This is a genomic window from Pseudarthrobacter sp. AB1 (genome assembly GCF_014926485.1).
GTDB lineage: Bacteria > Actinomycetota > Actinomycetes > Actinomycetales > Micrococcaceae > Arthrobacter.
The window spans coordinates 64830-89837 of the sequence record NZ_PZKO01000008.1; the positions used below are offsets into that span (position 1 = coordinate 64830).

A 25008-nucleotide genomic window follows, 5' to 3' on the forward strand; every position below is an offset into this window, starting at 1 on the left:
TGGTGCTGGTCAGGTGTTGGTGTTCGGGCGGACTGCTGGAACTGTCAGCATCTGCCGACATCCGCGCCGCTGATGTCGATGGTGGCAAGCTTGACATACCAGCCTTGGTGGGGACCGCCGTCCATCCGGTACCACTTGTAATAGGTGGGCGGGTTGGACGTTTCGCTGGAGCCGTAGATGTTCATCCAGCAGGCGCTATTGATCCAGCCGTCCGAGTAGGAAACCCAGTTCGCGTCGTTTCCGCCACAATCCGGGCTGCCGTTCACGTAGCCGAAGCGGTCTGGAACTCCGGGTTTGCCGGGGCAGCTGTTGTTGGTAGCGGCTTTGACACGGACCTTCGTCGGTGCCGGCGGCGGCGTGGGGTCCGCGCCTGATGTTGAGGTTGCGGACCCAACAGGACCGTCCACCACGGTAACCGCCCTGACCCGAAGGGTGTGGCTCTTGCTCCAACCGCCGGCGCCGGCGTCGAAACTGGTGGCCTTGTCCACGTTCCGCCAGCCGCCGCCGTCCATGCTGACCTCATAATGGTTGAGCGGACGGCCGTTGGTGGAGGGATTGTTCCAGGTCCAGTGAACCTGACCGTCGCCCTTGGCCGAGGTCCTGCCGTCCACGTTGGGCGCATTGGGAGGTCCGTACGGGTTGCCCGTGCCGATGGCCTTGGCGTCGCCTGCGACGTTGTTCTTGGTGGAAGTGGCGATAATGGTGACGGTGATGTCCCGGCCGTTGGTAAGTCCTCCGATGGTCCCACCGCCGGCAACAATACTTCCCGACTTGCCGTCCGCGTTGTAGCTGTACTGGATCTCCGTCTCCGTTGATCCGTTCCGCTGCGCCTGCGTCAGCGGCGTAAACGTCACCCGGAGCTGGCCGCTGTTTCCTGTGTCAGTCACCGTTCCACTGCTCACCTGGCCGGGCTTTCCCGCCGCCCGGATGGCAGCGGAGGGGGCACTGGTCCCGCTGGTTCCCGCCTTGTTGGTGGCGGAAACGGTGAAGGTGTAGTTGGTCTCGGAGTTGTCCACGGTGACATTCTGTGTGGTGCCTGAAAGTACCGTCTGGGTGGCTACGACTGCCCCGCCCTGCTGTGTGGTGAGGGTATACGAGGAGACCGCATCACCGTTGTTGTTCGGCGCGGCCCAGCTGACCCTGAGCTGGCTTTGCGCGCCCACGGCCCCAGCCTGGGAGGCAGTGGGCGCAGCAGGGGTGGCCGGAACACCGGCAGGGATTTCAGCTGCGGAGTATGTGCTCCATTCAGATGGTTCCTTGGCATCATTCCTGGCCAGGACTCGGACCTTGTAGGACACCCCGTTCTGGAGTCCCTTCCAGACGTAGCTGACCGCAGTCAGGTTCTGGATCTGGGCGTTCTGTCCCGCGGGCGGGGGCGAAATCTCCAGGTCGTAGGACTTCACCGGCGATCCCTTGCTGGCCGGTGCCACCCAGTTCACTGAAAGCTGCTTGTCGCCGAACTTCAGCGTCGGGGCCAGTGGGGCGTCTGGTTTGACATCGGGTCTGACTTCGGCTGAGGCGGGCGAGCGGTCAGACTCGCCGAACTCGTTGGTGGCGGTCACCTCAAAGTTGTACTTCGTGTTGTTGACCAGTCCGGTCAGCGTGCATGTGTTTGCGGGGCAGTCCTGCCTGAAGCCGGATCCGCCGTAGACCGTGTACTTGGCGATCGGTGATCCGCGGTCAGCCGGGGCCGACCAGTTCAACAGCGCCGTCCTGTCTCCTACACTCTGGGCCTGCGGGGTGGCCGGAGCCAGCGGTTTGTCCTTGACCGTCAACCGGATGCGGGCAGTTGCGTTCCGTGAGTCGTCGCCGGTCTTATCCGCCACCGTGTAAGCAACGATCATGGTCCCGGTGAAGCCGGCCGATGGCGTCACCGTCACCGAGTCCCCGGACACGGCGGCGCCCCCCTGGCCAGTCTCGGTTGATACGGAAATAATCTTCAATGCGGTCTCGGGGAAGGGGTTTGCGTCGTTGGCAAGGACCTTCACGGTAACGGGTTTGCCCGCAGCCGCATTGGGCTCCAGGTCATCGTTCGCCACTGGCTTGGGCCGGTTGGAGGCCGTGACGGCCAGCTGGAAGGTAGCCGTTGCCTCCAGCCCGCGGGAGTCCTTGGCCTTCACCTGGACCGCACCGGTAGTGCCGGTGGCAGTGGCGCCGTCCACGGATGTCTTGAGCACCTTGCCATCGATCCTGGCGTTGAAACTGGCCGGGCTGCCGCCGACCAGTTCGTACTTCATGTTCTCCAGATCGTCCCGGTCCGGGTCAGAGGTCAGTTTGCCCAGGTCCAGGTCCGCAGACTCGCCCTTCGGCACGTCAACGTTCGCGCCCAGGAGTTCCGGCGGGTTGTTCCGGTTGGGGTCAGGCAGCACCTTCGTGCGGATGCTCAGAGTGGATTTCAGCCCGGCAAGATCGTCGACGGCGGTGCCGTCGGTAACCTCAAAGCTCAGCGAGCCCGGGCCTACGTAGTCAACGCCGGCCGTGTACTTCAGTGCCGTTCCGTCACCGGAAACCGGGTTGCTGCCATCCGACCCGATGAGTTTGATCCGGTCCGTCTGGGTCAACCGCGGCGTGCGGCCTTCCCGGACCTTGACCCATTCCTTGAGATCAACGTTCACGGATTGGCCGGCAATGACTTCAATAACCTCGTCCTTGGCAAGGGTGGGAACCTGCTGCCCCAGCCCCGGCGCCCAGATGATGGCGGTGGACTTCTGGCCGTCCACGTCCTCGACGGTGTACGGGATCAGCTGCGGCTGTTCGGTCAGGTCCACGAGCATGGTCCCGTCGGGCCCCGGGCGTGCGGTGAGTGACTCGGTACTGAGTTTGAGGTTCTCGCCGACACCGTCGGGGTCTTCATCGTTCTTGAGGACCGGCACGTCCACGGCAGTTTTGCCCATCGCCTGGGCCGAAGTGACGCGGTCGTCGCGGGCAATGGGTGCCTTGAGCGGAACCTCGTTGTCCACCACCACGCGGATGGTGGCTTGGGCGGTGGCGTCGCGGTCGTCGGCGATGGTGTAGCGGACGTTGACAGTCCCGGCAGCGCCGGGAGCAGTCAGGATGATGCGGCCGCTTGTCTTGCTGACGGTGGCCTGGAGGGCATCGTCAGCCTCGATACCGTCTGTGAGGATGCGGATGATGTCGCCGTCGGGATCGGTGTCGTTGCCGGTGGCGTCGACGGCGATCTGCCGTCCCGGCCGGACCTTGACCTCGTCATCGACGGGGGTGGGGTTCTGGTTCGTTTCGCCACGCGGGGCGATGCCGACGGTCACGGTTCCGGTGTTGACGGCACCTTGGCGGTCCACCACCTTGTAGCGGAAGGTGTCGGTTCCGGCGCCGTCGCCGGCTGCGGTGAAGTCGATGAAGTTGCTGCCCACGGTGGCGGTTCCCATGGCGGGAGTGCTGTCGATCCCGGTCAGCTGCACGGAGTCACCGTCGGGATCGATGCCGTCCAGCGGGACGGGAATGCGCACCGTTCCCGCGGCAACCACACGGGCGGTCAGATTCTGGGGCTGGGGCCGCGAGTTCTCCGCGCCTTCCAAGGGAAGGATGTGGATGGTGACGGCGGCGGCGCTCTTCTGGCCCTGCGGGTCCACGGCGTTGTAAATGGCCCGCACTGTCTTGGGCTGCGGGCCGGCGATAAAGCGCAGGGTGTTTTCCGAGACGAAGCTCTTGCCGTCTACTGCTTCCACGGCCTGCGGCAGCACGGGGTCCACACTCAGCTCCAGGCCCTGCGGGTGCGTGTCGTTGTTTAGCACCGGGATGGTGACGACGTCGTTGACCCGGACGTTCACTTCGTCGGGTTTGGGCTGGGGCGCCTCAACGACGGCGGGAGCCGGGACCGGGACCACCGAGACGCTGCCGGTGGCTGATTTCTTGCCGTTGGACATGGTGTATTCAAAAAGGAACGGGTCCTTGGTGCCCAGCACATCGGTGATGCGAAGGACGCTGTGGTCGATCACGCTGACCGAGGCCGTGATGTTGTCCGGGAGTTTCACGGACTGCAGCACCAGCACGCCACCGGAAGGATCGGAGTCGTTGGCCAGCGGATCCAGCAGCACGCTGCCTCCGGTGGGCATAAGCGCAACGTCATGGACGGCCACGGGGTCACCGGCGTCCTTGCCGGAGTCCACGTCAACCCGGATCAGGCCCTGGCTGCTTTGCGGGCCGTTGCTGGCGATGTAGGTCAGGTAGACGGGTCCTGGAGTGGTGCTCCGGAACGTGAACGTGCCGCCGTCGGTGACGGGGCCGAGTTCGGCAGGACCGTTGGCCTCCACCTGTGCCAGGCGGAGGGCTCCGCCGTTGGGATCGACGTCGTTTTTCAGGGGCGCGATCACCAGGTCCTGGCCCACGACGGCAGTGACGTGATCGGCGTTGACCACCGGTGCCAGGGCACCCGGCGGCTGGACGTTCACTACAACTTTGCCGGTGACAGTTGCCCGGCCGTCCCAGATGGTGACTTGGACATTTTTCTTGCCGGCGGTGGCGCCGGAGTCCTGGAACGTGAGCAGCCCGTCCCGGCGGACTTTGACTTGGTCCTGGTCGTTGTCTGCCTTGGCGTCCAGCAGGACGAGGTCGTCGCCGTCGGGATCCACCCAGTCGGTGAGGATGTTCTGGCTGACGGTTTTGCCCTGTTCCACCAGCATGGTGGTGGAGTCTCCCCCGCGCTTGAAGACAGGCGCCTTATTCTCATCAGGTCCCACCACTTTGAGGGTGACCTGTCCGCCGGCTGAAAGTCCCCGCCCGTCCGCGGCGTTGTAGCTGAATGTCTCGGCGCCTGGCCTGGCGTCCGCGGGAACGGAGATCTGGAATGCGGTGCCGCCGTAGATGCTTTCCAGCGTTCCGGCTTCGGGCCCTGAAGTGCCGACCGCGGCGGTCAGGACGTCGCCGTCGGGATCCGAATCGTTGTCCAGGACGCTGAGGATGGTGGTCCGTCCCGGGCGAACGCCCAGGGTGTCAGGTTTGGTTTCCGGCGGCCGGTTGGGTTTGGTACGGTCCGGCAGGACGTTGACGGTGCTGTTGTCCGCCGATTCCTGGTCCTGCTCGTCGGATTCGTTTTTTGGCGGAACCACATCGTCCCAGTTGTTCACGAGCTGCATGTTCTGGTTCACCAGCCACACATTCCCGGAATTCACATCGTTCAGGACCACCAGGTCCCGGTTCACCCGGAAAACATACGACGGCGACGCACTCGCCTTAGGCACATCAACGTTCTTATCATCAGCATCATTGACACAGTCCCGGACGTACTTGTTCGCCCCGGACCACGCAGCGTGCACACACCCGGCCAGCTGCACCGGAGCCGCCGGCACACCCTCACCATCAAAGGCCACCGTCTTCGCCGTCGAACCATCCAACGGCTGCTTCAACAACGCCTTCTGCGTCGAAACCGCCACAAAATCACTCGCCGGACCGCCCTGCTGCAGCTTCGCATCCCGCGCATTGTCCAACTGCAACCGCTTACCACCGGGCAGGAACAACTTCCCCGCAGCAGCATCCAACACCACCGGTTTATCCCCCACCACCGTGATCTGCAGATCACCAGCGCCCTTCAACTCACCCCACGTACTGGAATCGCTGGACACGACTTCGCCGTTCGCGTCCACCGCCGTTACAGTCACCGCGCCAGATTTGGGGTCGGCACTGTAGATCCGGTCATCGGCGCCAACCGCGGAGACCAGACCTTCGGAACCGACCATCACAGGTTCGGATGCTTCCTGGTCAAAACCGTTAACGGTGGTCGGCGAGACGGCCCAGACCTTGCCGGATGCCGCGTCCGTCACCGAGATCACGCTGGCGCCGAAGCTCACATCCGCCGAACCCGGCAACTGCTTGTCCCCGCCCAGGCGCATATTCGCAGGAGAAACCTGGTTCAGCGTTGAACCCGTCTCATCATCCACAAACACATCCCCGGAGTTCTGGAGAATATCGAAAGTAGTACTCGCCGGCGTGACGGCACCATCAAGTACGCGCGACGGATAATTCAGCCGCCCCACCGCATTCTTGGACTTACTGACTACCCACACACCGCCGTCGTTCAACTCCACCTCAGTGGTCTTGAACCCCGGATAAATGATCGCGCCGGCGACCAACACGGCGGCGGCCGCGGCAAGGGCCGAACCCGTCACGATCTTATTGTGGCGTTTCTTGAGACCGAACTTCCCCAGCAGTGATGTCACAGCGTTACTATTCCCTCAATTGTGTGGCTGCCCCGTGGCGCCCGCTCCAAGGACCCGATACCGGGCTCTCTGTTCCCCGGGTCAGCCTACCGAAGCATTGCAGCTGCCACGATGGGGAGCGCTCCCCTGTTCGTGAGCGACGGGGAGCCCGCCACGGTCGACTATAGCGCGATACGCCAACAACTGGATAAATACGTGCGGGCGGCAACGCCTAGTCGAGGACCAGGCCTTTTCCTTGGCCGCGCGCCAGGAGCACCGGGTGGATTTCGCCGAACCCGCGGACATTTTCGGCGGCCTTCGGAACGAGAATGAAGCGTTTGTCCTGGTCCAGCGCCGAGGCTGTCATGGAGTCGATCAGGACCGTTCCCGGCTCCGCCAAGGTGGTCAGCCGGGCGGCGAGGTTGACCGTCGGGCCGTAGACGTCACCCAGCCGGGACAGTATCCGGCCCCAGACCATCGCCACCCGCGCTTCCGGCAGAATCTCGTCTTCGGTGAACGCCTGTGCCAGCGCCAGGGAGATCTCCGCTCCGGCTGCCGGCGTTTCGGCGATATACAGGACTTCATCGCCTACTGTCTTGACCAGCCGCCCGCCGCCCACTGAAATGATTTCGGCGCATTTGTTCTCAAAGCGCTGGACCAGCCGGGCCAGGGTCTTTTCGTTCATCCGGCGGGAGAGACTGGTATAGGAAACCAGGTCAGCAAAACCGACGGCGCGGGCCAACGGCAGCGGGGCATCGTCTTCATCGCCATCGCGGCCTTCTTCGCTGGCCTGCAAGCCAGCCTCGGCCCGCACGGCCAGGCGTTGAACGCCGGCATTGAGTTGCCGCCGCCACGAATAAACCAGCATCTCCTCCAGGGCGTCCAGCAAGGAGGGCAGTTCCTTCACCAGGCGCTTGCGGGCTACGGCGTCCGTGACGCCCTGCTCGTGGACCATGTCCTCCACCAGGGCCTCGATCTGCCAGACCACCATGCGGTCTGTCATCTGTCCGATGGACCGGGTCACGGAGATGGCGGCTTCTTCGGTCAGCACCCCGGTACGGACCAGGTCAACCACCGTGGACAGCGCCGCCTGATCCCGTTCGGTGAAGGCGACGTCTTCGTCGCCGAAGTTCGGAAAGCCGAGGGCACGCCACAGCTTCCGCGCCGACAGGAGGGACAGCCCTGCCCCGGCGGCCACCTCACGGCGCCGCAGCTTCCGTTCGCCGCCCAACAGCCTGGCCTCGAGCGCCTTGGCAGCCACTCGCTCGGGAGAGAGTGTGCCTGTCGCCGGGTGGGCAGTTTCAGGCACGGCGGGAGCCGGCAGGCCCGCTTCGTCCCGCTGGTCCTCATCGTTCATCGTCTCCACCTTCTCTCAACTCCCACGGCAGCGCTTGGTTTGTGTAATCCGATATCTCACCGGTCCCCGGGTCCCCGCCCGCGGGCAGTTCGTCTATTGCATCCAGCACGAAGTCCCGGAACCGTACTGCTTCCGGGACGTCCTGAATGCTCACCACACCTTGGTACCCGGTTTCCAAGGATATATTCCCGGAGCGCAATATGCGCTGCAGCACCGACTGGTGGACCGTGACGTTGCGGATCGACGCGAGGTTGACCTGCTCGTCCCGGCGCCGCACCATGCCATAGCGGGCAACAATGCGTCGGCTCGTGAGGACGTACCGGGTTGCCTGCCACCGCAGGAGCCGAGGCAGGCAATATGCCAACCATATCCACGCTGCGGCCAGGACGCATGCCAGGACGATCCACGGCGTCCAGTCAGCGGAAGCCACGGGCATTAATCGGGTCGCCTCGCCGCGCACGGTCCAGGCACAGGCAAAGGCTGCCGCGGCCGGCGCCGCAATAAAGGCTGCGGCAGGGCCGGCCAGCTTCCTCGGCTGCGGGCGGGTGATGGTAATGACCTGCTCGCCCGGCACGAGGCCTTTACGCATAGCCGCTTTCGGCGCCCTGGCCGGGCGGGGCCCACGGGCGCAGATGGACTACATCGCCGGCGGTGACCACATGTTCCCGGCGGTCCTTGTCCACCACCAGGAGTGAGCCGTACTCGTCCAGCCTCGAAGCGTGCCCGATGATCTCGTGGTCACCGGGCAGCTGCGCACGCACTTGCTTGCCCAGCGTCACCATGACGGACTCCACCCGCTTGTGGAGCGACGCGCCGCCGGCAATCCCGGCGGTGGGGTCGCCGTCGGCATTGCAGAAGCTGCGGTAAAGCACTGCGAAATGGGCGAGGTAGCTCTTGAGCAATAGGGTCCGATCAACAGTCAGCGGCTCTTCCAGGGCAACCGACGTCGCTGTGGGCACCGGGAGTTCTGATGCGGTCAAAGTCACGTTCAGGCCGGTCCCTAAAATGACCGGCGGAACGGAACCGTCCCCCATTGGCCCCAGCTGGGCCAGGATGCCGGCGATCTTGCGGCCACGGACCAGAACGTCATTGGGCCACTTGAGCTCGGCCGGAATCCCCGCGGCCTCGGTCAGCGTCTCCCGCAGCGCGAGGGCGCCCAGCAGTGACAGCCACGAATACGTGTGGGTGGGCAGCGGCCTGCCCTCTGCGTTGGCGGGCCGCAGGACGAGTGACACCGACACCGAGCTCATCGGAGGCGCCTCCCAACGCCGGTCCAGGCGTCCCCGGGCGGCGGTCTGGTACTCGGCAGTCAGCACTGACAGGTCCGGCCACTCTTTGGGTTCAACGGTCACCGAGCGCAGGAGGTCGGCGTTGGTGGAGCCGGTGGAGTCAACCACCACCACCTTGGCGATGCCCGTGGCCGCAAGGAAATCCTGGTCCGCCAAGGCTCCGCGATTCAACGGATTTCCTGGGGTGTGTGCGTCATCCATGGTTGAATCCTATCGACTCAAGCGCCGCCACTGGCCGTTCCCGCAGCCACATGACTGGAACCGCGGCTCTATAGGAATATGTCCGGAACCAGCCGATCCTCCGCCGCCCCGAGGCTGTACGGACGGAAGTCGGTGACACCCGCCGCGCGAAGCACCTCTTCGTCCGTGTAGAAGTTGCCACTGGGGGAACCCGCACTGCCCCCGTGATTGCCGGCCCCGTGCGCGCCGGCCAGGTTGCTGCCGGTCAGGACGGCATGGGCTGCGTCGGCCATGACCTGCGGTCCGCGGGCAGCGCGGACGATTTCCTGGCCGCCGGGCATGTTCCGGATGGCTGCTGTATCGATGAGGGTGCACGGCCAGAGTGAGTTGACGTTGACGCCGTCGGCCTTGAGTTCTTCGGCAAGGCCAAGCGTCGTGAGGCTCATCCCGTATTTGGCCATCGTGTACGCCAGGTGCTTGCCTGCCCAGTAGGGGTCAAGATTCAAGGGCGGCGAGAGCGTCAGGATGTGCGCGTGGGCCGATTTACGCAGTGCTGGCAGCGACAGCTTGGACAGCAGGAATGTCCCGCGGACGTTGATGTCCTGCATCAGGTCGTAGCGCTTCATGTCCACGTCGTCGGTGGAGGAGAGATCAATCGCGGACGCGTTGTTGAGGACGATGTCGATCCCGCCGAAACGCGCGACGGCGGCCGCCACGGCTCCGGCGACGTCGTCGTCACTGCGCACGTCACCCACGATGGCAAGGGCCTGGCCCCCGGCGGCTTCCACCTGCTCGGCGGCGCTGAAGACAGTGCCTGCCAGCTTGGCATGGGGCTGGCCGGTCTTGGCCATCATGACAATATTGGCACCGTCCTGCGCGGCCCGGGTGGCAATGGCCAGCCCGATCCCGCGGCTGCCGCCGGACATCAGAATGGTGCGGCCCCGAAGGGACCCGGCGGCCCGATACGGTGCTGCGGCGGCGGCCCGGTACGGAGTCGCGGGATCGTTGCTGGAAGTCATGGCTCCACTGTAGCCGAGGTATGTTACTGGCCGGTAACATACCTCTGACCGCTGGAAAGTGCGGAAAATTGTAGGTTTTCTACAGTCGTCCCACGCAGATGCGTCATTAGACTAGCCAGCAGGGTTCGTCCTTTGTGTGGAAGCTACTTAAATTCCGCGCCCGGCCTGCCCGCCACCACCGCACGCAGCACCACATTGTTACAGCACCAATCTGCTACAGAGCCGGAGACACTTGATGAGCCACGATCTGACAACGACAGCGGGAAAGATCGCCGATTTCCGCGACCGCCAGGCCCGTGCAGAACAACCCTCCGGTCCCGAAGCCATCGAGAAGCAGCACGCCCGCGGCAAAAACACCGCCCGCGAGCGCGTGGACCTGCTGCTGGACGAGGGCTCGTTTGTGGAACTTGACGCTCTGGCAGTGCACCGCTCCACCGCTTTCGGGATGGAAAAGAAGAAGCCGCTGGGCGACGGGCTGGTCTCCGGATACGGCACGGTGGACGGGCGTCCCGTCGCCGTCTACAGCCAGGACTTTTCGGTGTACGGCGGATCGCTGAGCCAGGTCAACGGCGAGAAGATCGTCAAGGTCCAGGAATTCGCCCTGCGCAACGGCTGCCCTGTGGTGGGCATCCTGGACGGCGGCGGTGCCCGCATCCAGGAAGGCGTGGCCTCCCTGGCCATGTTTGCCGACATCTTCCGGAATAACGTCCACGCGTCCGGTGTGGTGCCACAGATTTCGCTCATCATGGGCCCGTCCGCCGGCGGCGCGGCCTACTCCCCCGCCCTCACGGACTACGTGGTGATGGTGGACAAGACCTCGCACATGTTCATCACGGGACCGGACGTCATCAAGACCGTCACCGGCGAAGACGTGGACATGGAAACCCTCGGCGGCGCCCGCCAGCATAATGCCAACACGGGCACGTCCACGTACCTGGCCTCCGACGAAGCCGATGCCATCGAGTTCGTCCGCGAACTGCTGGACTTCCTGCCGTCCAACAACCTCGCCGAGGCCCCGGTGCTGGAGCACCAGCAGGAGCTGGAGATCAACGACGACGACCTCGCCCTGGACACGCTCGTCCCGGACTCTGCCAACCAGCCGTACGACATGCGCACCGTCATCGAGCAGATCGTTGACGACGCCCATTTCCTGGAGATGCAGTCCCTCTATGCCCCCAACATCATCATCGGCTACGGCCGGGTCGAGGGCCACACCGTGGGGATTGTGGCCAACCAGCCGCTGCAGTTCGCCGGCACGCTGGACATCGCAGCCTCGGAGAAGGCCGCCCGCTTCGTCCGGAACTGCGATGCCTTCAACGTCCCCATCATCACCCTTGTGGATGTCCCCGGCTTCCTGCCCGGCAAGGACCAGGAGTTCCAGGGCATCATCCGCCGCGGCGCCAAGCTGCTGTACGCCTACGCCGAAGCCACCGTCCCCAAGCTGACGGTCATCACCCGCAAGGCCTACGGCGGCGCGTACATCGTGATGGGCTCCAAGAAGCTCGGCGCCGACCTGAACGTGGCGTGGCCCACGGCGCAGATTGGCGTAATGGGCGCCCAGGGCGCCGTCAACATCCTGTACCGCCGCGACCTGGCCGCCGTTGCCGAGGCCGGCGGAGACGTTGAGGCCAGGCGCGCCGAGGTCATCAAGCAGTATGAAGAAGAGCTGCTGAACCCCTACCAGGCCGCCCAGCTGGGCTACGTGGACGCGGTTATCGCACCGTCAGATACCCGGGGCCAGATCATCAGGGGCCTCCGTGCCCTCCGTGACAAGCGGGCGAGCCTGCCCACCAAGAAGCACGGGAACATCCCGCTGTGATCCCCACCGACGAGCCGGTAGCCGAAGCACTCCCCCTAATCTCAGTTGTAAAGGGCCACCCGTCGGCCGAGGAGCTCGCGGCGCTGACCGCCGTCGTGCTTTCCCTGGGCAGCGGCGACGCCGTGGCCGCCGGGAAGCCCACCGCCCGCGACTGGGTGCGCCGCCAGCAGCTGCGGCTCGCCCCGACGCCGGGTCCCGGAGCGTGGAGGCGGAGCCGGGGTTAGGCTCGTGGGGTGACTACCGAAGCCGTCCCCGCCGCCCGCCCGCACTCCGCCATCGATGCCGTGGCGGATGACTATACCGACACACTCATCCGGCTGAACCCGTCGCTTGCCACCACGCTGGGGCTGCCGGGGCACGAGTCCGAGTACCCGGATTACTCCCCCGCCGGCATCGCCGGCTTTGCAGCGGAAGCCCGGAATGCCCTCGCGGCCCTGGCGGACCTGGTGCCCCAGGACGACGTTGACGCCGTCACCCTGGACGCGATGCGGGAACGGCTGGGCCTCCAGCTGGAAATCCACGAATCGGGCTGGGACGAGGCGGAGCTGAACAACATCGCCTCCCCTGCACAGGACATCCGGGCCATTTTCGACCTGATGCCCACCGAAACCGCTGAACATTGGGAGCACATCGCCGGCCGCGCCCTTAACGTCCCCGGGGCTCTCCGCGGCTACATGGAATCCCTCCGCCAGGCCCGGGACGCGGGCAAGGTCGCGGCCGGACGCCAGGTGTCCGTCGTCATCGAGCAGACCACCAAATACGCCGCCAACGACGGCTTCTTCGCCAAGCTCGCCGCCGGGGCCCGGACTGCCGGAGGTCCGCTGCCGGTCGAAACCCAGGGAAGGCTCGACGCCGGTGCTGCCGCCGCCCGTGGTGCCTACCGGGACCTCGCGAAGTTCCTGCGCACGGAGCTGCTGCCTGCCGCCCCGCAGCAGGACGCCGTCGGCCGGGAACGCTACGCACTGGCTTCGCGATCCTTCCTGGGCGCCGCCGTCGACCTCGAAGAGACCTACGCCTGGGGCGTCCAGGAACTGGACCGGCTCATCGCCGAGCAGGAAAATGTCGCGTCCCGCATCAAGCCCGGAGCCAGCATCGCGGTGGCCAAGGACCTCCTCAACAATGACCCGGCACGCCAGCTCAAGGGCACGGAGGCCCTTAAAGCGTGGATGCAGGAACTCTCGGACAAGGCAGTTGCCGAACTTGCCGGGGTGCACTTCGAGATCCCGGACGTGATGAAGAAGCTCGAATGCCTCATCGCCCCGACCGACGAGGGCGGCATTTACTACACCGGCCCCTCTGATGACTTCTCACGCCCGGGCCGGATGTGGTGGTCAGTTCCTGCCGGCGAAGACACCTTCACCACCTGGGCCGAAACCACCACGGTCTTCCATGAAGGCGTCCCCGGCCACCACCTGCAGGTGGCCACCGCCACCTACCGGCGGGAAATGCTGAACAAGTGGCGGCGCAATATCTGCTGGACGTCCGGCCATGGCGAAGGTTGGGCCCTGTACGCCGAAAAGCTCATGCAGGAACTCGGCTACCTGGCCGATCCCGGCGACCACATGGGCATGCTGGACATGCAGCGGATGCGGGCGGCCCGCGTGGTGTTCGACATCGGCGTCCACCTGGAACTCAGGATCCCCGAACGCTGGGGCACCGGAACGTGGACCCCGGAGGCGGGCTACGACTTCCTCAAGGAGAACCTGCCCATCAGCGAAGGCCAGCTCAAATTCGAATTCACCCGGTACCTCGGCTGGCCCGGCCAGGCACCCTCCTACAAAGTGGGACAGCGCCTCTGGGAACAGATCCGCGCCGACCTCGAAACCCGGCCAGGCTTCGACCTCAAGGCGTTCCACACCAAGGCACTGAACGTCGGCTCCGTAGGCCTCGACACCCTCCGGCGGGCGCTGTTGGATTAGCCAGGTCCGGGGTGACGTTTGGCACAAAGACGGCGGGAATAACTTCACAATTTCCTTGTGTGGCGGCGGATCTGCGGGGATTCTTGGCGTTTCAGGGTGAGCTGGTCTCGTAATATTTCTCAACGTCTGTTCGCCGTGCTATGAAGACCGGGCCTAGCGTGTTCTGGTGAGCACTCAAACCCGCACCCCAGAATCCGCAGGAACGACCGGCTTCCAGCTGCCCAAATGGGCTGGCTCGTTCGGTTTCCAGATCATCGCCGCCCTCATTGTCGGGCTGGGCCTCGGCCTGCTGGCCAAGTACACCGGCAGCACCAAGGAGACCCCCAACGGCCTCGGCGCCACGCTGCAGACCATCGGCTCCAGCTACGTTTCGCTGCTGCAGACCGCGGTGGTTCCGCTGATCTTCACCGCCGTGGTCAGCTCCATCTCGAACCTGCGCCAGGTCTCCAACGCCGCCAAGCTGGCCTGGAACACCCTGCTCTGGTTCGCCATCACGTCCCTGATCGCCGTGGTGATCGGAATTGGCCTCGGAGTGGTCCTGCAGCCCGGCGCCAACACCGGCATCACCCAGGAAGCCAAGTACGCCGGCAAGTCCGGTGACTGGTGGTCCTTCCTGATCGGGCTGTTCCCCAGGAACTTCCTTGGCCTCGGCGCCAGCTCCACCGTGACTGAAAGCGCCACCGCAGCCACAACGGTCGCCACCTCTGTCAGCTTCAACGTGCTCCAGATCCTGGTGATTGCCATCGCCGTCGGCGTCGCCGCCCTCAAGGTGGGCAAAGCTGCCGAGCCGTTCCTGAACCTCAACGCTTCGGCGCTGGCCGTCATCCAGAAGGTCCTCTGGTGGATCATCCGGATCGCCCCGCTCGGCACAGTTGGCCTGATCGGCAACGCCGCGGCCGTCTACGGCTGGGACACCATCGGCGCGCTCGGCAAGTTCACCTTCGCCATTTACGTGGGCCTTGCCCTGGTGCTGTTTGTTGTTTACCCGGCCCTCATCCGCTCCCATGGCCTGTCCGTGAAGCAGTACTTCTCCGGCGTCTGGCCTGCCGTGCAGCTGGCGTTTGTGTCCCGCTCCTCGATCGGAACCCTGCCGCTGACCCAGCGCGTCACGGAGCGCAGCCTGGGTGTTCCCCGCGCCTACGCTTCCTTCGCTGTGCCCTTGGGCGCCACCACCAAGATGGACGGCTGCGCCGCGATCTACCCAGCGATCTCCGCCATCTTCGTGGCCCAGTTCTTCGGCGTCCAGCTGGACGCCAGCCATTACCTGCTCATCGCCCTCGTCTCGGTCCTCGGTTCCGCCGCAACGGCCGGCACCACCGGCGCCGTCGTAATGCTCACCCTGACGCTCTCCACGCTGGGCCTGCCCCTGGCCGGCGTCGGACTCCTGCTGGCGATCGATCCCATCCTGGACATGGGCCGCACCGCGGTCAACGTTGCAGGCCAGGCCCTGGTGCCCACCATCGTGGCCAAGCGCCAGGGCATCCTTGACGAGGCGCTCTACAACGCGCCCCGGAACGGCACTCCGTTTGTGGACGACGACGCCGACTCCTCCACCGCGGATCCCTCCGCCATCACCGGGGCTCCCGACTCTCCGGAAGCCGGACGCGAGATGGCCGACGCGAAGGCCTGACGCACAGCCGCAGCCACACACCGCAACACCCCACCCCGAGTTTTTGTCCAAATAATGCGCCCAGGAAACGCTTAAAGGGGCATTATCTGGACAAAAACTCTTTGGGGGCGGGGTGCCCTTTTGCTAGCGGCCGCCACCTCCGATGACTCCGCTCTGGACAGCCTTGGTCACGGCGTCCGCCTCGGCCTGGGTCAGCTTGCCGTCAGTGACGGCTGCATCCAGGCGCGTTTTCAGAGCCGCGGCGCGATCCGCCTGTTCGGCAGTACGCAGCTCTTCAAGCGCCGCTGTGACCTTTGCCTCGTCGATGCCCAGCGTCGCCGCGAGGGACTTCGCCAGTTCAGCCTGCTTCGCGGCCGGGTCCGGTCGGGTTCCTTCAGTTTTTGTTCCGTCGGCCGGCGGGGTGGGTGGCTTGTTGGCGTCACGGTAGGCCTTCAGGGCCTCCGTCACCTTGGCTTCATCCACGCCCAGCTTCGTGGCCAGTTCCGCGGCCTCGACGCCGCGGAAGCCGCCGTGGCCGTGACCGCCTCGCATGCCCTTGCCGTCGGCGGTCGCGGCACTGGTGCTGCCGTCCGCCGACGTGCTCGAGCTGGCGCTCGGGGTCGGGGTCGGCGTTGTGGTTGCCGAGGCGACTCCGGCTATGCCGATTCCAGCACCGAGAGCTAGGGCGGTGGCCGTCAGGCCGAGGGTGATTCTCTTTGTCCGTACCATTTCTGTCTCCTGGATCTGCCGTCAGGTGACGGCTGGTCGTTTCCCTATGGGAACTCTCCCAGTCTCCGGCGGCAGCATCAGGGGGAGCTGTCGGGAACCTTTCATCTTCCTGTGAATAAATTTGCCTCGTGTGCAAACTTGCACGTAGGGTAATTTCATGCCCGAACTTCTCTCGCGCCGTGAGCTGAACAAAGCCGCCACCCGCCAGGCCATCACCGACGCCGCTTTGACCCTGCTGCGTGCGAAGGGCCCAGGGAATTTCACGGTGGAGGATATCGCCGAATCAGCCGGGATATCGCGCCGCACGTTCTTCAATTACTTCAGCAGCATCGAAGCCGCCCTGGCCTCAGTGACGCACGGGTTCCTGGACAGCGCCCTTCAGCAGTTCCGGCTGCGCCCCGCAAACGAGCCGGTTCTGGAGTCCGCCCGCGCGGCCCTGATGCAACTCGCCGACCCCATGACCGTGGCACCGCTGGCTGAGCTCTTCACACTCACCCAGGACAACGCGGTCCTGTCCCGGTCCGAACTCGAAGCGTGGGACCACTGCACCGAAGAGATCATCAGCGCGGCCAGGGAGCGCTTCGCCAGAACGCCGGGCGCCGCCGTCGACGAACTGTACCTGCGCGCCCTTGCAGGCTCCGTCATCTCCTGCGGGAAGGCGGCCATGGACGTATGGTTCGTCCAGTGCGGCGCCGATCTCTCCCCCGCATCGCTCGCTGTCCTGCGGCAACTGCTTATTGACGCCATGGGCCACCTCGGCTCCGGCTTCGGCAGCCCTCTTCCAGCAGCCGGCCCCGCCGCGACTCCCACAACTGCCACAACCCCCCTCCTCAAAGAACGGCTTTGACATGGCCCTGCTGCTCTACCGCCTCGGCAAGTTCTCCTACCGCCACCGTTGGCTGGTCATTTCGCTCTGGCTCGCGGCGCTGGTGGCCGTGGGCGGTTCCGCAGCCGCCTTCCACGGCACGCTGTCCAACAACTTCCAGATTCCAGGCACCGAGACCCAGCGGGTCGCTGACAAGCTGAAGCAGGAACTGCCGGCAGCGTCGGGCGGTTCTGCGACGATCGTCTTTGAAGCCCCGGAAGGCGGCTTTACCGACCGGAGCCGCGCCGCCGTCACAGCCGCGCTGACCAAGCTTGGTGACCTGCCGGACGTCAAGGCCACGGTGGATCCATTCGCCACACAGGCCGGGCTGGACCAGGCCGGGCAGGCCATCGCCGACGGCGAGCAGCAGCTTGCAGCGGGCCAGGCCCGCCTGGATGCCTCACGCGCCGAACTCGACGCCGGCGCCGCGCAGCTGAGCGCCGCTGAGCAGCAGCTCGCTGCCGGCGGCGCCACCCCAGCCATGATCGAAGCCCGGCTCGGAGTCCAGAAGGCCGCCCTCGCACAGGGCAAGGCGCAGCTCGAGGCCGGCACCCAGGAACTGCAGGCTGCCAAGGCCAAGCTTGACCTGGGCAAGCGGCAGGCGGAAGCTTCGGCCGGGATCCGCTTCGTCTCTACGGACGGTCAGGCAGCCGTGGCACAGGTGCAGTTCAACACCTCCATCAATGCCCTCACACCGGCGGTGCGCCAGCAGGTGCAGGACATCGCGCATGAGGCTTCGTCCGCTGGGGTGACGGCCCTGGCCAGCAAGGAAATCACCGAGGACATTTCAGAACTTTTCGGCACCGCAGAAATCATCGGCATCGGGGTCGCGGCCCTGGTCCTGATCCTGATGCTCGGCACGCTCATCGCCGCGGGCCTGCCACTGCTGATGGCCGTCATCGGCGTTGGCGTCGGCGTAGGCATCACGTTCGCCCTGTCCGGCGCCTTCGAGATGAGTTCCATCTCGCCCATGCTCGCGCTGATGCTGGGCCTCGCGGTGGGCATCGACTACTCCCTGTTCATCGTCAACCGGCACCGGACCCAGCTGCAGGCGGGTATGGACCCCGAAGAATCCGTGGCGCGCGCCACCGGAACCTCCGGCAACGCGGTGCTTTTTGCCGGCCTGACGGTCATCATTGCCCTGGCTGCCCTGGTTGTGCCCGGCCTGCCGTTTCTGAGCGTGATGGGCCTGGCCGCGGCCGGCACCGTCGCGGTGGCCGTCCTGGTGGCACTCACCCTGACCCCCGCTTTGCTGTCCCTGATCGGCCGGCGCATCATTTCCCGGCGGGCCTGGGCCAAGGCCGATGTCCACAATGCCGAGGCCGGCCACGAGGTTGCGGACCAGGCCAGGGACGAGGAAAAGAGCATCCGGGGCTGGGGCGGCGTGGTCACCAGGCACCCCATCGTGGCGCTCGTCGCCGGCGTGCTCCTACTGGGGACGTTGGCCCTGCCTGCCGCTCAGCTTCAGCTCGCACTGCCCGACGGCGGCTCCGAACCGGTGGACTCCGAGGCCTACCAGGCCTATGACGTTACCGCGCGCAGCTTCGGCGAAGGCGTCACCGGACCCATTGTGGTGGTGGGTGAATTCCCGGCCGGCCTGGACGAAACCCAGGCCCAAAAACTGCAGTATGACGTCGCGGAACTGATCCGGGGCGTGGACAACGTGGTGGCGACAGTACCGGTAGCACTGAGTGAAGACCGCCGCACAGCCGTCTTCCAGGTCATCCCGGAGGTGGGGCCCGCCAAGGCCGGCACCGTGCAGGTAGTGAGCGAACTCCGCGAACGCGGCACGCAGATCCAGGCCGAAACGGGGGTCACCATCGGCCTGACCGGACAGACGGCCGGCAACATCGACGTCTCCTCAAAACTCGGCGACGCCCTGCCCCCGTACCTGGCGATCGTCGTCGGGCTCTCCCTCATCCTGCTGCTGCTGGTGTTCCGCTCCATTGTGGTTCCCCTCCTGGCAACCGGTGGTTTCCTGCTGTCCCTGGCCGCAGCGTTCGGCCTGGTGGTGGCCGTCTACCAGTGGGGCTGGCTGGGCGGCGTGTTCGACGTCGCCAATCCCGGCGCGGTCCTGAGCTTCCTCCCGATCATCCTGATCGGGGTGCTGTTCGGCCTGGCCATGGACTACCAGGTGTTCATCGCCTCCGGCATGCGCGAGGCCTACATGCATGGCGCCCCGGCCAAAAAGGCCGTTCGCATCGGCTTCAGCCACGCCGGCACCGTGGTGACCGCCGCTGCGATCATCATGGTCAGTGTGTTCGCCGGCTTCATCTTCAGCCACCTGACCATGGTCCGGCCGTTGGGCTTCGCCATGGCGTTCGGTGTGCTGCTGGATGCCTTTGTGGTCCGCATGACCATCGTCCCGGCCGTAATGTACCTCCTCGGCGAAAAGACCTGGTGGCTGCCGAAGTGGCTGGACCGGATCCTGCCTGATGTGGATGTGGAGGGCGCCCGGCTGGAACGCCGCGAAAACGAGCCGCAGAAGCGGGCCGAGCCCGTCCATTAGGCTGAAACAGTGACCCGCCTCATCCTCGCCTCCCAGTCCCCCGCCCGCACCAAGCTCCTGGCCGACGCCGGCATCCGGCACTCCGTGCTGGTCTCCGACGTGGACGAGGACGCGGTCCAGGCCCGCTACGGCGTTACGGATCCGCACGATACCGCGCTGCTGCTGGCACGCGCCAAGGCCGAGGCGGTGGCCGCGTTGCCGGAAGCGGACGGCGCACTGGTCATCGGCTGCGACTCCGTCTTCGAATTCGACGGCGAGGCGCACGGCAAACCGTACACGGCCGCCGTCGCCCGCGAACGGATGCTGCGGATGAGCGGCAACAGCGGGGTCCTGCACACCGGCCACTGGCTGGTGGATTGCCGCGCAACGGCAGCCGATGACGAGCCCGACGAGGAGATCGCGGCTGGGGCGCCCGACGACGGCGCCCCAGCACCGGGATCCGGCGCCACGCTCGGGGCGGTCGCCTCCGCCGAGGTCCACTTCACGGACATGGATCCGGAAGAGATCGACGCGTACATCGCCACGGGCGAACCGCTTCACTGCGCCGGCTCCTTCACCATCGACGGCCTGGGCGGCGCGTTCATCCTGAAGGTGGACGGGGACCCGCACGCCGTTGTGGGGCTGTCAGTCTCCACCCTGCGCAGTCTCCTCGCGCACGCAAACGTACGCATCACGGAGCTGTGGTCCGCCGAATAATTTCGGCGATTTTCCGGCCAGTTGTAGGTTCCCTACAAAGCCGCGCCCGTTTACACGCGGAAACCGCAAGTAATATCGGCGGAACCCACAAAATCGCGCTAGGCTCCCTGAAGGAAAGAAGGAGACGCCTTGTCAGCAAATTTGGAGCAGTCCGCTAGTCCCGTGCAGTCGAACCTCACCAAGGTACTGATCGCAAACCGGGGCGAAATCGCAGTGCGCATCATCCGCGCGGCCCGCGACGAAGGCATTGCCTCCGTGGCGGTCTACGCCGATCCGGACCGCGACGCGCTCCATGTCAGGCTTGCCGACGAAGCCTACTCCCTGGGTGGCAACACCGCCGCGGAGTCCTACCTGGTGATGGACAAGATCATTGACGTGGCCCGCCAGTCCGGCGCCGACGGCATCCATCCCGGCTACGGCTTCCTCGCCGAAAACGCCGAGTTCGCCGCGAAGGTCATCGACGCCGGCATCACCTGGATCGGCCCTTCCCCTGCCGCAATTTCCGCTTTGGGCGACAAGGTGCAGGCCCGGCACATCGCCGAAAAGGTCGGCGCGCCCCAGGTTCCCGGCACCGCCGATCCTGTGGAGTCCGCCGAGGAAATCCTCGAGTTCGTGGACAAGTTCGGCCTGCCCGTGGCCATCAAGGCAGCCTTCGGCGGCGGCGGACGCGGCATCAAGGTGGCCCGCAACCGCGAAGAAATCCCGGAGCTCTTCGAGTCTGCCGTGCGTGAGGCTGTGGCGGCCTTTGGCCGTGGCGAGTGCTTCATCGAACGCTTCCTGGACGCCCCGCGCCACGTCGAAACGCAGTGCCTCGCGGACGCCCATGGCAACGTCGTGGTCATCTCCACGCGTGACTGCTCGCTGCAGCGCCGCAACCAGAAGCTCGTTGAAGAAGCGCCTGCCCCGTTCCTCACGGAAGAGCAGAACCGCCGCCTCTACGAATCCTCCAAGGCGATCCTGAAGGAAGCCGGCTACCAGGGCGCCGGAACCTGCGAGTTCCTGGTGGGCCAGGACGGCACCATCTCCTTCCTCGAGGTCAACACCCGCCTGCAGGTGGAGCACTGCGTCTCTGAGGAAGTCACGGGCATCGACCTCGTCCGCGAACAGTTCCGGCTGGCGCGCGGCGAGGAGCTTGGCTACGGCGACCCCGAGGTCCGCGGCCACTCCTTCGAATTCCGCATCACCGGCGAGGATCCCGGCCGCAACTTCATGCCCGCCCCCGGCACCATCACCACCCTGAAGAACCCCACGGGCCCCGGCATCCGGATCGATTCCGGCGTGGAGGAGGGCGATGTCATCAGCGGCAACTTCGACTCGATGCTCTCCAAGCTGATCGTCACCGGCGCCACCCGCGCCCAGGCCCTGCAGCGTTCGCGACGCGCCTTGGAGGAAATGGTGGTGGGAGGAATCCCCACCGTTATCCCCTTCGACCTCGCCGTTGTATCGGACCCCGCTTTTGCGCCCGAGGAAGGGCCTTTCAGCATCCACACCCGCTGGATTGAAACCGAATTCGTCAACACCATTCCTGCCTGGACGCCGGACGGAACCGCTGACGCCGGCGGCGACGCCGGTGAACGCCAGCGTGTGGTGGTTGAAGTAGGCGGCAAGCGCCTGGAAGTTGTCCTGCCCGCCTCCCTGGGTTCGATCGGGGCGGGCTCCACCGCCGGTTCCGGAGCCAAGGCCGGCAAGTCCAAGAAGCGCCTCCGTTCAGGCGGCGTGGCAGCGGCCGCCGCCGGGGACGCGCTGACCTCCCCGATGCAGGGCACCATCGTTAAGGTTGCCGTGGCCAACGGCGACGTTGTGGCCGAGGGCGACCTGGTGGTGGTTCTTGAAGCGATGAAGATGGAACAGCCCCTGACCGCGCACCGCTCCGGCACCATCACCGGACTCACCGCAGCGGCCGGTGAGACGGTTTCGGCCGGCGCCGTCATCGCCACGATCGAAGACTAGACCCTGCCGGAGGCCCCCCTATGCTTGCACCCAGTTTTGAAGAAGAAGTAGACCGCTACCACCTGGCGGTTCCGGAAATCACCCGCGGGAATCCCGGTGCCGTCAAGGACCTGTATTCCAGGCTCGACGACGTCACGCTGGCCAACCCGTTCGGCGGCATCGCACGCGGTTGGGCCCAAGTGGAGGCCCGGCTGGACCAGGCGTCCCGCCAGTTCCAGGACGGCGAGATGCTCGGATTCGACACCATCACGTCCTACACCGCACGTGACACGGCCTTCCTGGTGGAAACGGAACACTTCCGTGCCCGCCTCGAGAGCGCCGCGGCGCCGGAGGAATTCGCGCTCCGCGTGACCAGCATCTTCCGGCGCGAAGAAGGCTACTGGAAGCTGGTCCACCGCCACGCAGACCCGGCCGCACAGCCGCAGTCCCGGCGATCGTTCGTGCAGCCTGCCGGCCACTGACATCACCCCGGCGCCTGGGCTGTGCTCCGGCCTGAGTGGCACGCCGGCGCCGGACAGTGCTCTGGAGCCGGGGGTGCTCTGGCGCCGGGCTGGGGCCAAAGGCACACTTAGCGTGTGAAGCCTTTCCTGCTCCTGGCCTCCCGGGCCGAAGACGCCGCCGCTGAAGACGAGTACGCCGCGTACCTGAGGTATGGCGGCCTGGTGCCGGAGCAGCTACGGCGCGTCCGGCTTGAAGCCGCGCCCCTGCCGCACCTTGACCTGGCCGAATACTCAGGCGTGATTGTGGGCGGCAGTCCGTTTACCTCCAGCGACCCCGCGGAGAAGAAAAGCGCCACCCAGCATCGCGTAGAGCGTGAGCTGGCGGGACTGTTGGACCGGATCGTGGAACAGGACTTTCCCTTCCTGGGCGCCTGCTACGGGGTTGGGACACTGGGAAGGCACCAGGGCGCCGTCATCGACAGGACCTTCGGCGAACAGTTGGGCGGGGTGGAAATCGAGCTGACGCAGGCAGGGCTCGCGGATCCGCTCCTGCGCGGGATGCCACGCCGCTTCACCGCCTTCACCGGACACAAGGAAGCCTGTTCATCGATGCCCTCCCACGCCGTGCTGCTGGCATCCTCCTTGGCGTGCCCCGTCCACATGTTCCGGATCAAGCAGAACCTGTACGCCACGCAGTTCCACCCTGAGCTGGACGCGGAGGGCCTGGTCACCAGGATCGACATCTACCGGCATGCCGGCTACTTCCCGCCGGAATCCGCCGAGGAACTGATGGCAGCCGCCCGTACCTTCACCGTCACCGAGCCTATGACCATTCTGAAGAACTTCGTGGCCCGCTACGCCGGCTGAGCTCCGCGCTGGTAGGCGGGCGCCGCCGTCGCGCGTTCCACTGTGTCCTGCGCAGGTGCGCCTGCCCCGGACACAGCAATGCCCGGCATGTTCCCCGCAATAACGGGGAACATGCCGGGCAGTTCCGTCAGCAACCGGGCTGGAACGCCCGACGGCGGAGCGTCAGGCTACGTTGTTCTCGTAGTCCAGGTCGCGGGTTTCCTTGCTGACGAACAGCGCGATCAGCGTCAGTACCGACATCGCGGTCAGGTAGACACCCACCAGGACAGGGCTGCCGTCAGCCAGCTCCCAAAGCGCGACGGCGATAAACGGAGCCACCGCAGCACCCAGGATGCTGGACACGTTGTAACTGACGGCGGAGCCCGTGTAGCGCACGTTGGTTGGGAACAGTTCGGGCAGCAGCGCACCCATGGGGCCGAAGGTGAGGCCCATCAGCGAGAAGCCGATGATCAGCAGGGCCATGGTGCCCACAAAGCCGCCGCTGAACAGCGGAACGAACAGCAGGCCGAAGACGAAGATGCCACCTGTTACGGTCAGCAGCATCTTGCGGCGGCCGTACTTCTCCGCCAGCGGCCCTGAAACCAAGGTGAAGATGCCGAAGAAGACGACGCCGGCAATCAGCATCCAGAGGAAGTCGTTGCGGTTGAAGCCCAGGCCGGGAACAAACGCTGCCGCTGCGGCCTCGGACATTGGTTTGCCGGCCTTCTCGGCGGCAGCCTTGGCGGCATCCAGGTTGGAGGCGCGGGTTCCGTAAGTCAGCGTGAACGTGGTCATCAGGTAGAAGAGAACGTACGTGGCGAGCATGATGAACGTGCCCAGGATGAGCGGACGGCCACTGGACTTGAAGACCCGGGCCAGCGGCAACTTGGCCACCTCGTTGGATTCGAGCACCTTGGTAAAGGCGGGGGTTTCGATCAGTTTCAGGCGGACGTACAGGCCGATGATCACCATGACGGCGCTGAGCAGGAACGGCACGCGCCAGCCCCAGGCCAGGAAGTCGGCCGGCGTCAGCGTGTAGCTGGCCACCAGGAAGATCACGTTCGCGATGATGAAGCCTATGGGTGCGCCGAGCTGCGGGAACGTGCCGTAGATTGCGCGCTTGTTGGCCGGGGCGTTTTCGGTGGCCAGGAGGGCAGCGCCGCTCCATTCGCCGCCAAGGGCGAGGCCCTGGGCGAAGCGCATAACAACGAGCAGTGCCGGGGCCCAGAATTGCCAGCCGGGGACCAGTGCAGTGGGCAGGCAGCCGATCAGGAACGTGGCAATGCCCATGGTCAGCAACGAGGCCACCAGGGTGCCCTTGCGGCCGAATTTGTCGCCGAAGTGGCCAAAGACGATGGATCCCAGCGGGCGGGCAACAAAGGCCACACCAAAGACAGCGAAGGAGCTCAGCAGCTGGGTGGTCTCGTTCTGGTTGGGGAAGAACAGTGACGGGAAGACCAGCACGGCGGCGGTCGCGTAGACGTAGAAATCGTAGAACTCAACGGTGGTGCCGATCAGGCTGGCCACAATCACGCGGCCGCGTGAGTTCACCGCCTTGGGGGATTTTGGCTCCGCGGTGGTTTGACTGGATGACATATGAGCACTTTCCTGAGGACCGGCCGGGCCCGG

At 65.6% G+C, this 25008-nt stretch carries 17 protein-coding genes; 10 read left to right on the forward strand and 7 right to left on the reverse strand.

Annotation, left to right across the window (positions count from 1 at the left end; translation table 11 throughout):
• Positions 1-44 precede the first annotated feature (44 nt).
• The 5 genes from DAD99_RS02435 to DAD99_RS02455 form a co-directional block, all read right to left on the reverse strand.
• A complete protein-coding gene (locus tag DAD99_RS02435; protein WP_193340196.1) occupies positions 45-6173 on the reverse strand; it encodes an Ig-like domain-containing protein in 6129 nt (2042 codons plus the stop codon).
• Between the two features lie 211 nt (positions 6174-6384).
• On the reverse strand, positions 6385-7509 hold the full coding sequence (locus DAD99_RS02440; RefSeq protein ID WP_193340197.1) for an adenylate/guanylate cyclase domain-containing protein: 1125 nt from the start codon (positions 7507-7509) through the stop codon (positions 6385-6387).
• On the reverse strand, positions 7499-8098 hold the full coding sequence (locus tag DAD99_RS02445) for a PH domain-containing protein (protein ID WP_193340198.1): 600 nt from the start codon (positions 8096-8098) through the stop codon (positions 7499-7501). The genes DAD99_RS02440 and DAD99_RS02445 overlap by 11 nt, the downstream gene beginning before the upstream one ends.
• Positions 8091-8999 (reverse strand): biotin--[acetyl-CoA-carboxylase] ligase, encoded by a 909-nt coding sequence (locus DAD99_RS02450; RefSeq protein WP_193340199.1) that lies wholly within the window; start codon positions 8997-8999, stop codon positions 8091-8093. The genes DAD99_RS02445 and DAD99_RS02450 overlap by 8 nt, the downstream gene beginning before the upstream one ends.
• Before the next feature lie 68 nt (positions 9000-9067).
• Entirely contained in the window at positions 9068-9997 is a 930-nt protein-coding gene (locus tag DAD99_RS02455; protein ID WP_193340200.1) for an NAD(P)-dependent oxidoreductase, read from the reverse strand.
• A gap of 235 nt (positions 9998-10232) precedes the next feature.
• Here DAD99_RS02455 and DAD99_RS02460 point away from each other — a divergent pair, with 235 nt between their 5' ends.
• The 4 genes from DAD99_RS02460 to DAD99_RS02475 all read left to right on the forward strand — a co-directional run bounded on the left by DAD99_RS02460 (position 10233) and on the right by DAD99_RS02475 (position 15365).
• The gene (locus DAD99_RS02460) at positions 10233-11816 is read left to right on the forward strand and encodes an acyl-CoA carboxylase subunit beta (protein ID WP_193340201.1); all 1584 of its coding nucleotides are present in this window, start codon (positions 10233-10235) and stop codon (positions 11814-11816) included.
• A complete protein-coding gene (locus DAD99_RS02465; RefSeq protein ID WP_193340202.1) occupies positions 11813-12040 on the forward strand; it encodes an acyl-CoA carboxylase subunit epsilon in 228 nt (75 codons plus the stop codon). Before DAD99_RS02460 ends, DAD99_RS02465 begins: the two co-directional genes overlap by 4 nt.
• 9 nt (positions 12041-12049) lie before the next feature.
• Positions 12050-13735 (forward strand): DUF885 domain-containing protein, encoded by a 1686-nt coding sequence (locus DAD99_RS02470; protein ID WP_193340203.1) that lies wholly within the window; start codon positions 12050-12052, stop codon positions 13733-13735.
• 166 nt (positions 13736-13901) lie between these two features.
• A complete protein-coding gene (locus tag DAD99_RS02475; protein WP_193340204.1) occupies positions 13902-15365 on the forward strand; it encodes a dicarboxylate/amino acid:cation symporter in 1464 nt (487 codons plus the stop codon).
• Positions 15366-15488: 123 nt separating this feature from the next.
• On the opposite strand, the gene DAD99_RS02480 is transcribed toward DAD99_RS02475, so the two are convergent.
• The gene (locus tag DAD99_RS02480; protein WP_185263010.1) at positions 15489-16073 is read right to left on the reverse strand and encodes a hypothetical protein; all 585 of its coding nucleotides are present in this window, start codon (positions 16071-16073) and stop codon (positions 15489-15491) included.
• A 157-nt stretch (positions 16074-16230) separates the two neighbouring features.
• Between DAD99_RS02480 and DAD99_RS02485 the strand changes: the two genes are divergently transcribed.
• The 6 genes from DAD99_RS02485 (at position 16231) to DAD99_RS02510 (ending at position 23400) form a co-directional block, all read left to right on the forward strand.
• Complete coding sequence (locus DAD99_RS02485) at positions 16231-16920, forward strand: TetR/AcrR family transcriptional regulator (RefSeq protein ID WP_193340205.1); 690 nt, start codon at positions 16231-16233, stop codon at positions 16918-16920.
• A gap of 1 nt (position 16921) precedes the next feature.
• The gene (locus DAD99_RS02490) at positions 16922-19447 is read left to right on the forward strand and encodes an MMPL family transporter (RefSeq protein WP_193340206.1); all 2526 of its coding nucleotides are present in this window, start codon (positions 16922-16924) and stop codon (positions 19445-19447) included.
• Positions 19448-19456: 9 nt separating this feature from the next.
• The gene (locus DAD99_RS02495; protein ID WP_193340207.1) at positions 19457-20143 is read left to right on the forward strand and encodes a nucleoside triphosphate pyrophosphatase; all 687 of its coding nucleotides are present in this window, start codon (positions 19457-19459) and stop codon (positions 20141-20143) included.
• 129 nt (positions 20144-20272) lie between these two features.
• A complete protein-coding gene (locus tag DAD99_RS02500; protein WP_185263006.1) occupies positions 20273-22093 on the forward strand; it encodes a biotin carboxylase N-terminal domain-containing protein in 1821 nt (606 codons plus the stop codon).
• Between the two features lie 20 nt (positions 22094-22113).
• Positions 22114-22554, forward strand: coding sequence for a nuclear transport factor 2 family protein (locus DAD99_RS02505; protein ID WP_185263005.1), 441 nt, complete (start codon positions 22114-22116; stop codon positions 22552-22554).
• Between the two features lie 114 nt (positions 22555-22668).
• On the forward strand, positions 22669-23400 hold the full coding sequence (locus tag DAD99_RS02510) for a glutamine amidotransferase (RefSeq protein WP_193340208.1): 732 nt from the start codon (positions 22669-22671) through the stop codon (positions 23398-23400).
• A gap of 162 nt (positions 23401-23562) precedes the next feature.
• Here DAD99_RS02510 and DAD99_RS02515 read toward each other — a convergent pair whose 3' ends face one another.
• Positions 23563-24975: an MFS transporter gene (locus DAD99_RS02515; protein ID WP_185263003.1), complete on the reverse strand. Its 1413-nt coding sequence runs from the start codon at positions 24973-24975 to the stop codon at positions 23563-23565.
• Positions 24976-25008: the final 33 nt, after the last annotated feature.

What these genes read in the sequence shown, in the direction of transcription:
- DAD99_RS02445 (WP_193340198.1), bottom strand. Translation starts at nt 8,098, where the DNA reads ATGCGTAAAGGCCTCGTGCCGGGCGAGCAGGTCATTACCATCACCCGC.
- DAD99_RS02515 (WP_185263003.1), bottom strand. Translation starts at nt 24,975, where the DNA reads ATGTCATCCAGTCAAACCACCGCGGAGCCAAAATCCCCCAAGGCGGTG.
- DAD99_RS02485 (WP_193340205.1), top strand. Translation starts at nt 16,231, where the DNA reads ATGCCCGAACTTCTCTCGCGCCGTGAGCTGAACAAAGCCGCCACCCGC.
- DAD99_RS02460 (WP_193340201.1), top strand. Translation starts at nt 10,233, where the DNA reads ATGAGCCACGATCTGACAACGACAGCGGGAAAGATCGCCGATTTCCGC.
- DAD99_RS02450 (WP_193340199.1), bottom strand. Translation starts at nt 8,999, where the DNA reads ATGGATGACGCACACACCCCAGGAAATCCGTTGAATCGCGGAGCCTTG.
- DAD99_RS02480 (WP_185263010.1), bottom strand. Translation starts at nt 16,073, where the DNA reads ATGGTACGGACAAAGAGAATCACCCTCGGCCTGACGGCCACCGCCCTA.
- DAD99_RS02490 (WP_193340206.1), top strand. Translation starts at nt 16,922, where the DNA reads ATGGCCCTGCTGCTCTACCGCCTCGGCAAGTTCTCCTACCGCCACCGT.
- DAD99_RS02440 (WP_193340197.1), bottom strand. Translation starts at nt 7,509, where the DNA reads ATGAACGATGAGGACCAGCGGGACGAAGCGGGCCTGCCGGCTCCCGCC.
- DAD99_RS02505 (WP_185263005.1), top strand. Translation starts at nt 22,114, where the DNA reads ATGCTTGCACCCAGTTTTGAAGAAGAAGTAGACCGCTACCACCTGGCG.
- DAD99_RS02455 (WP_193340200.1), bottom strand. Translation starts at nt 9,997, where the DNA reads ATGACTTCCAGCAACGATCCCGCGACTCCGTACCGGGCCGCCGCCGCA.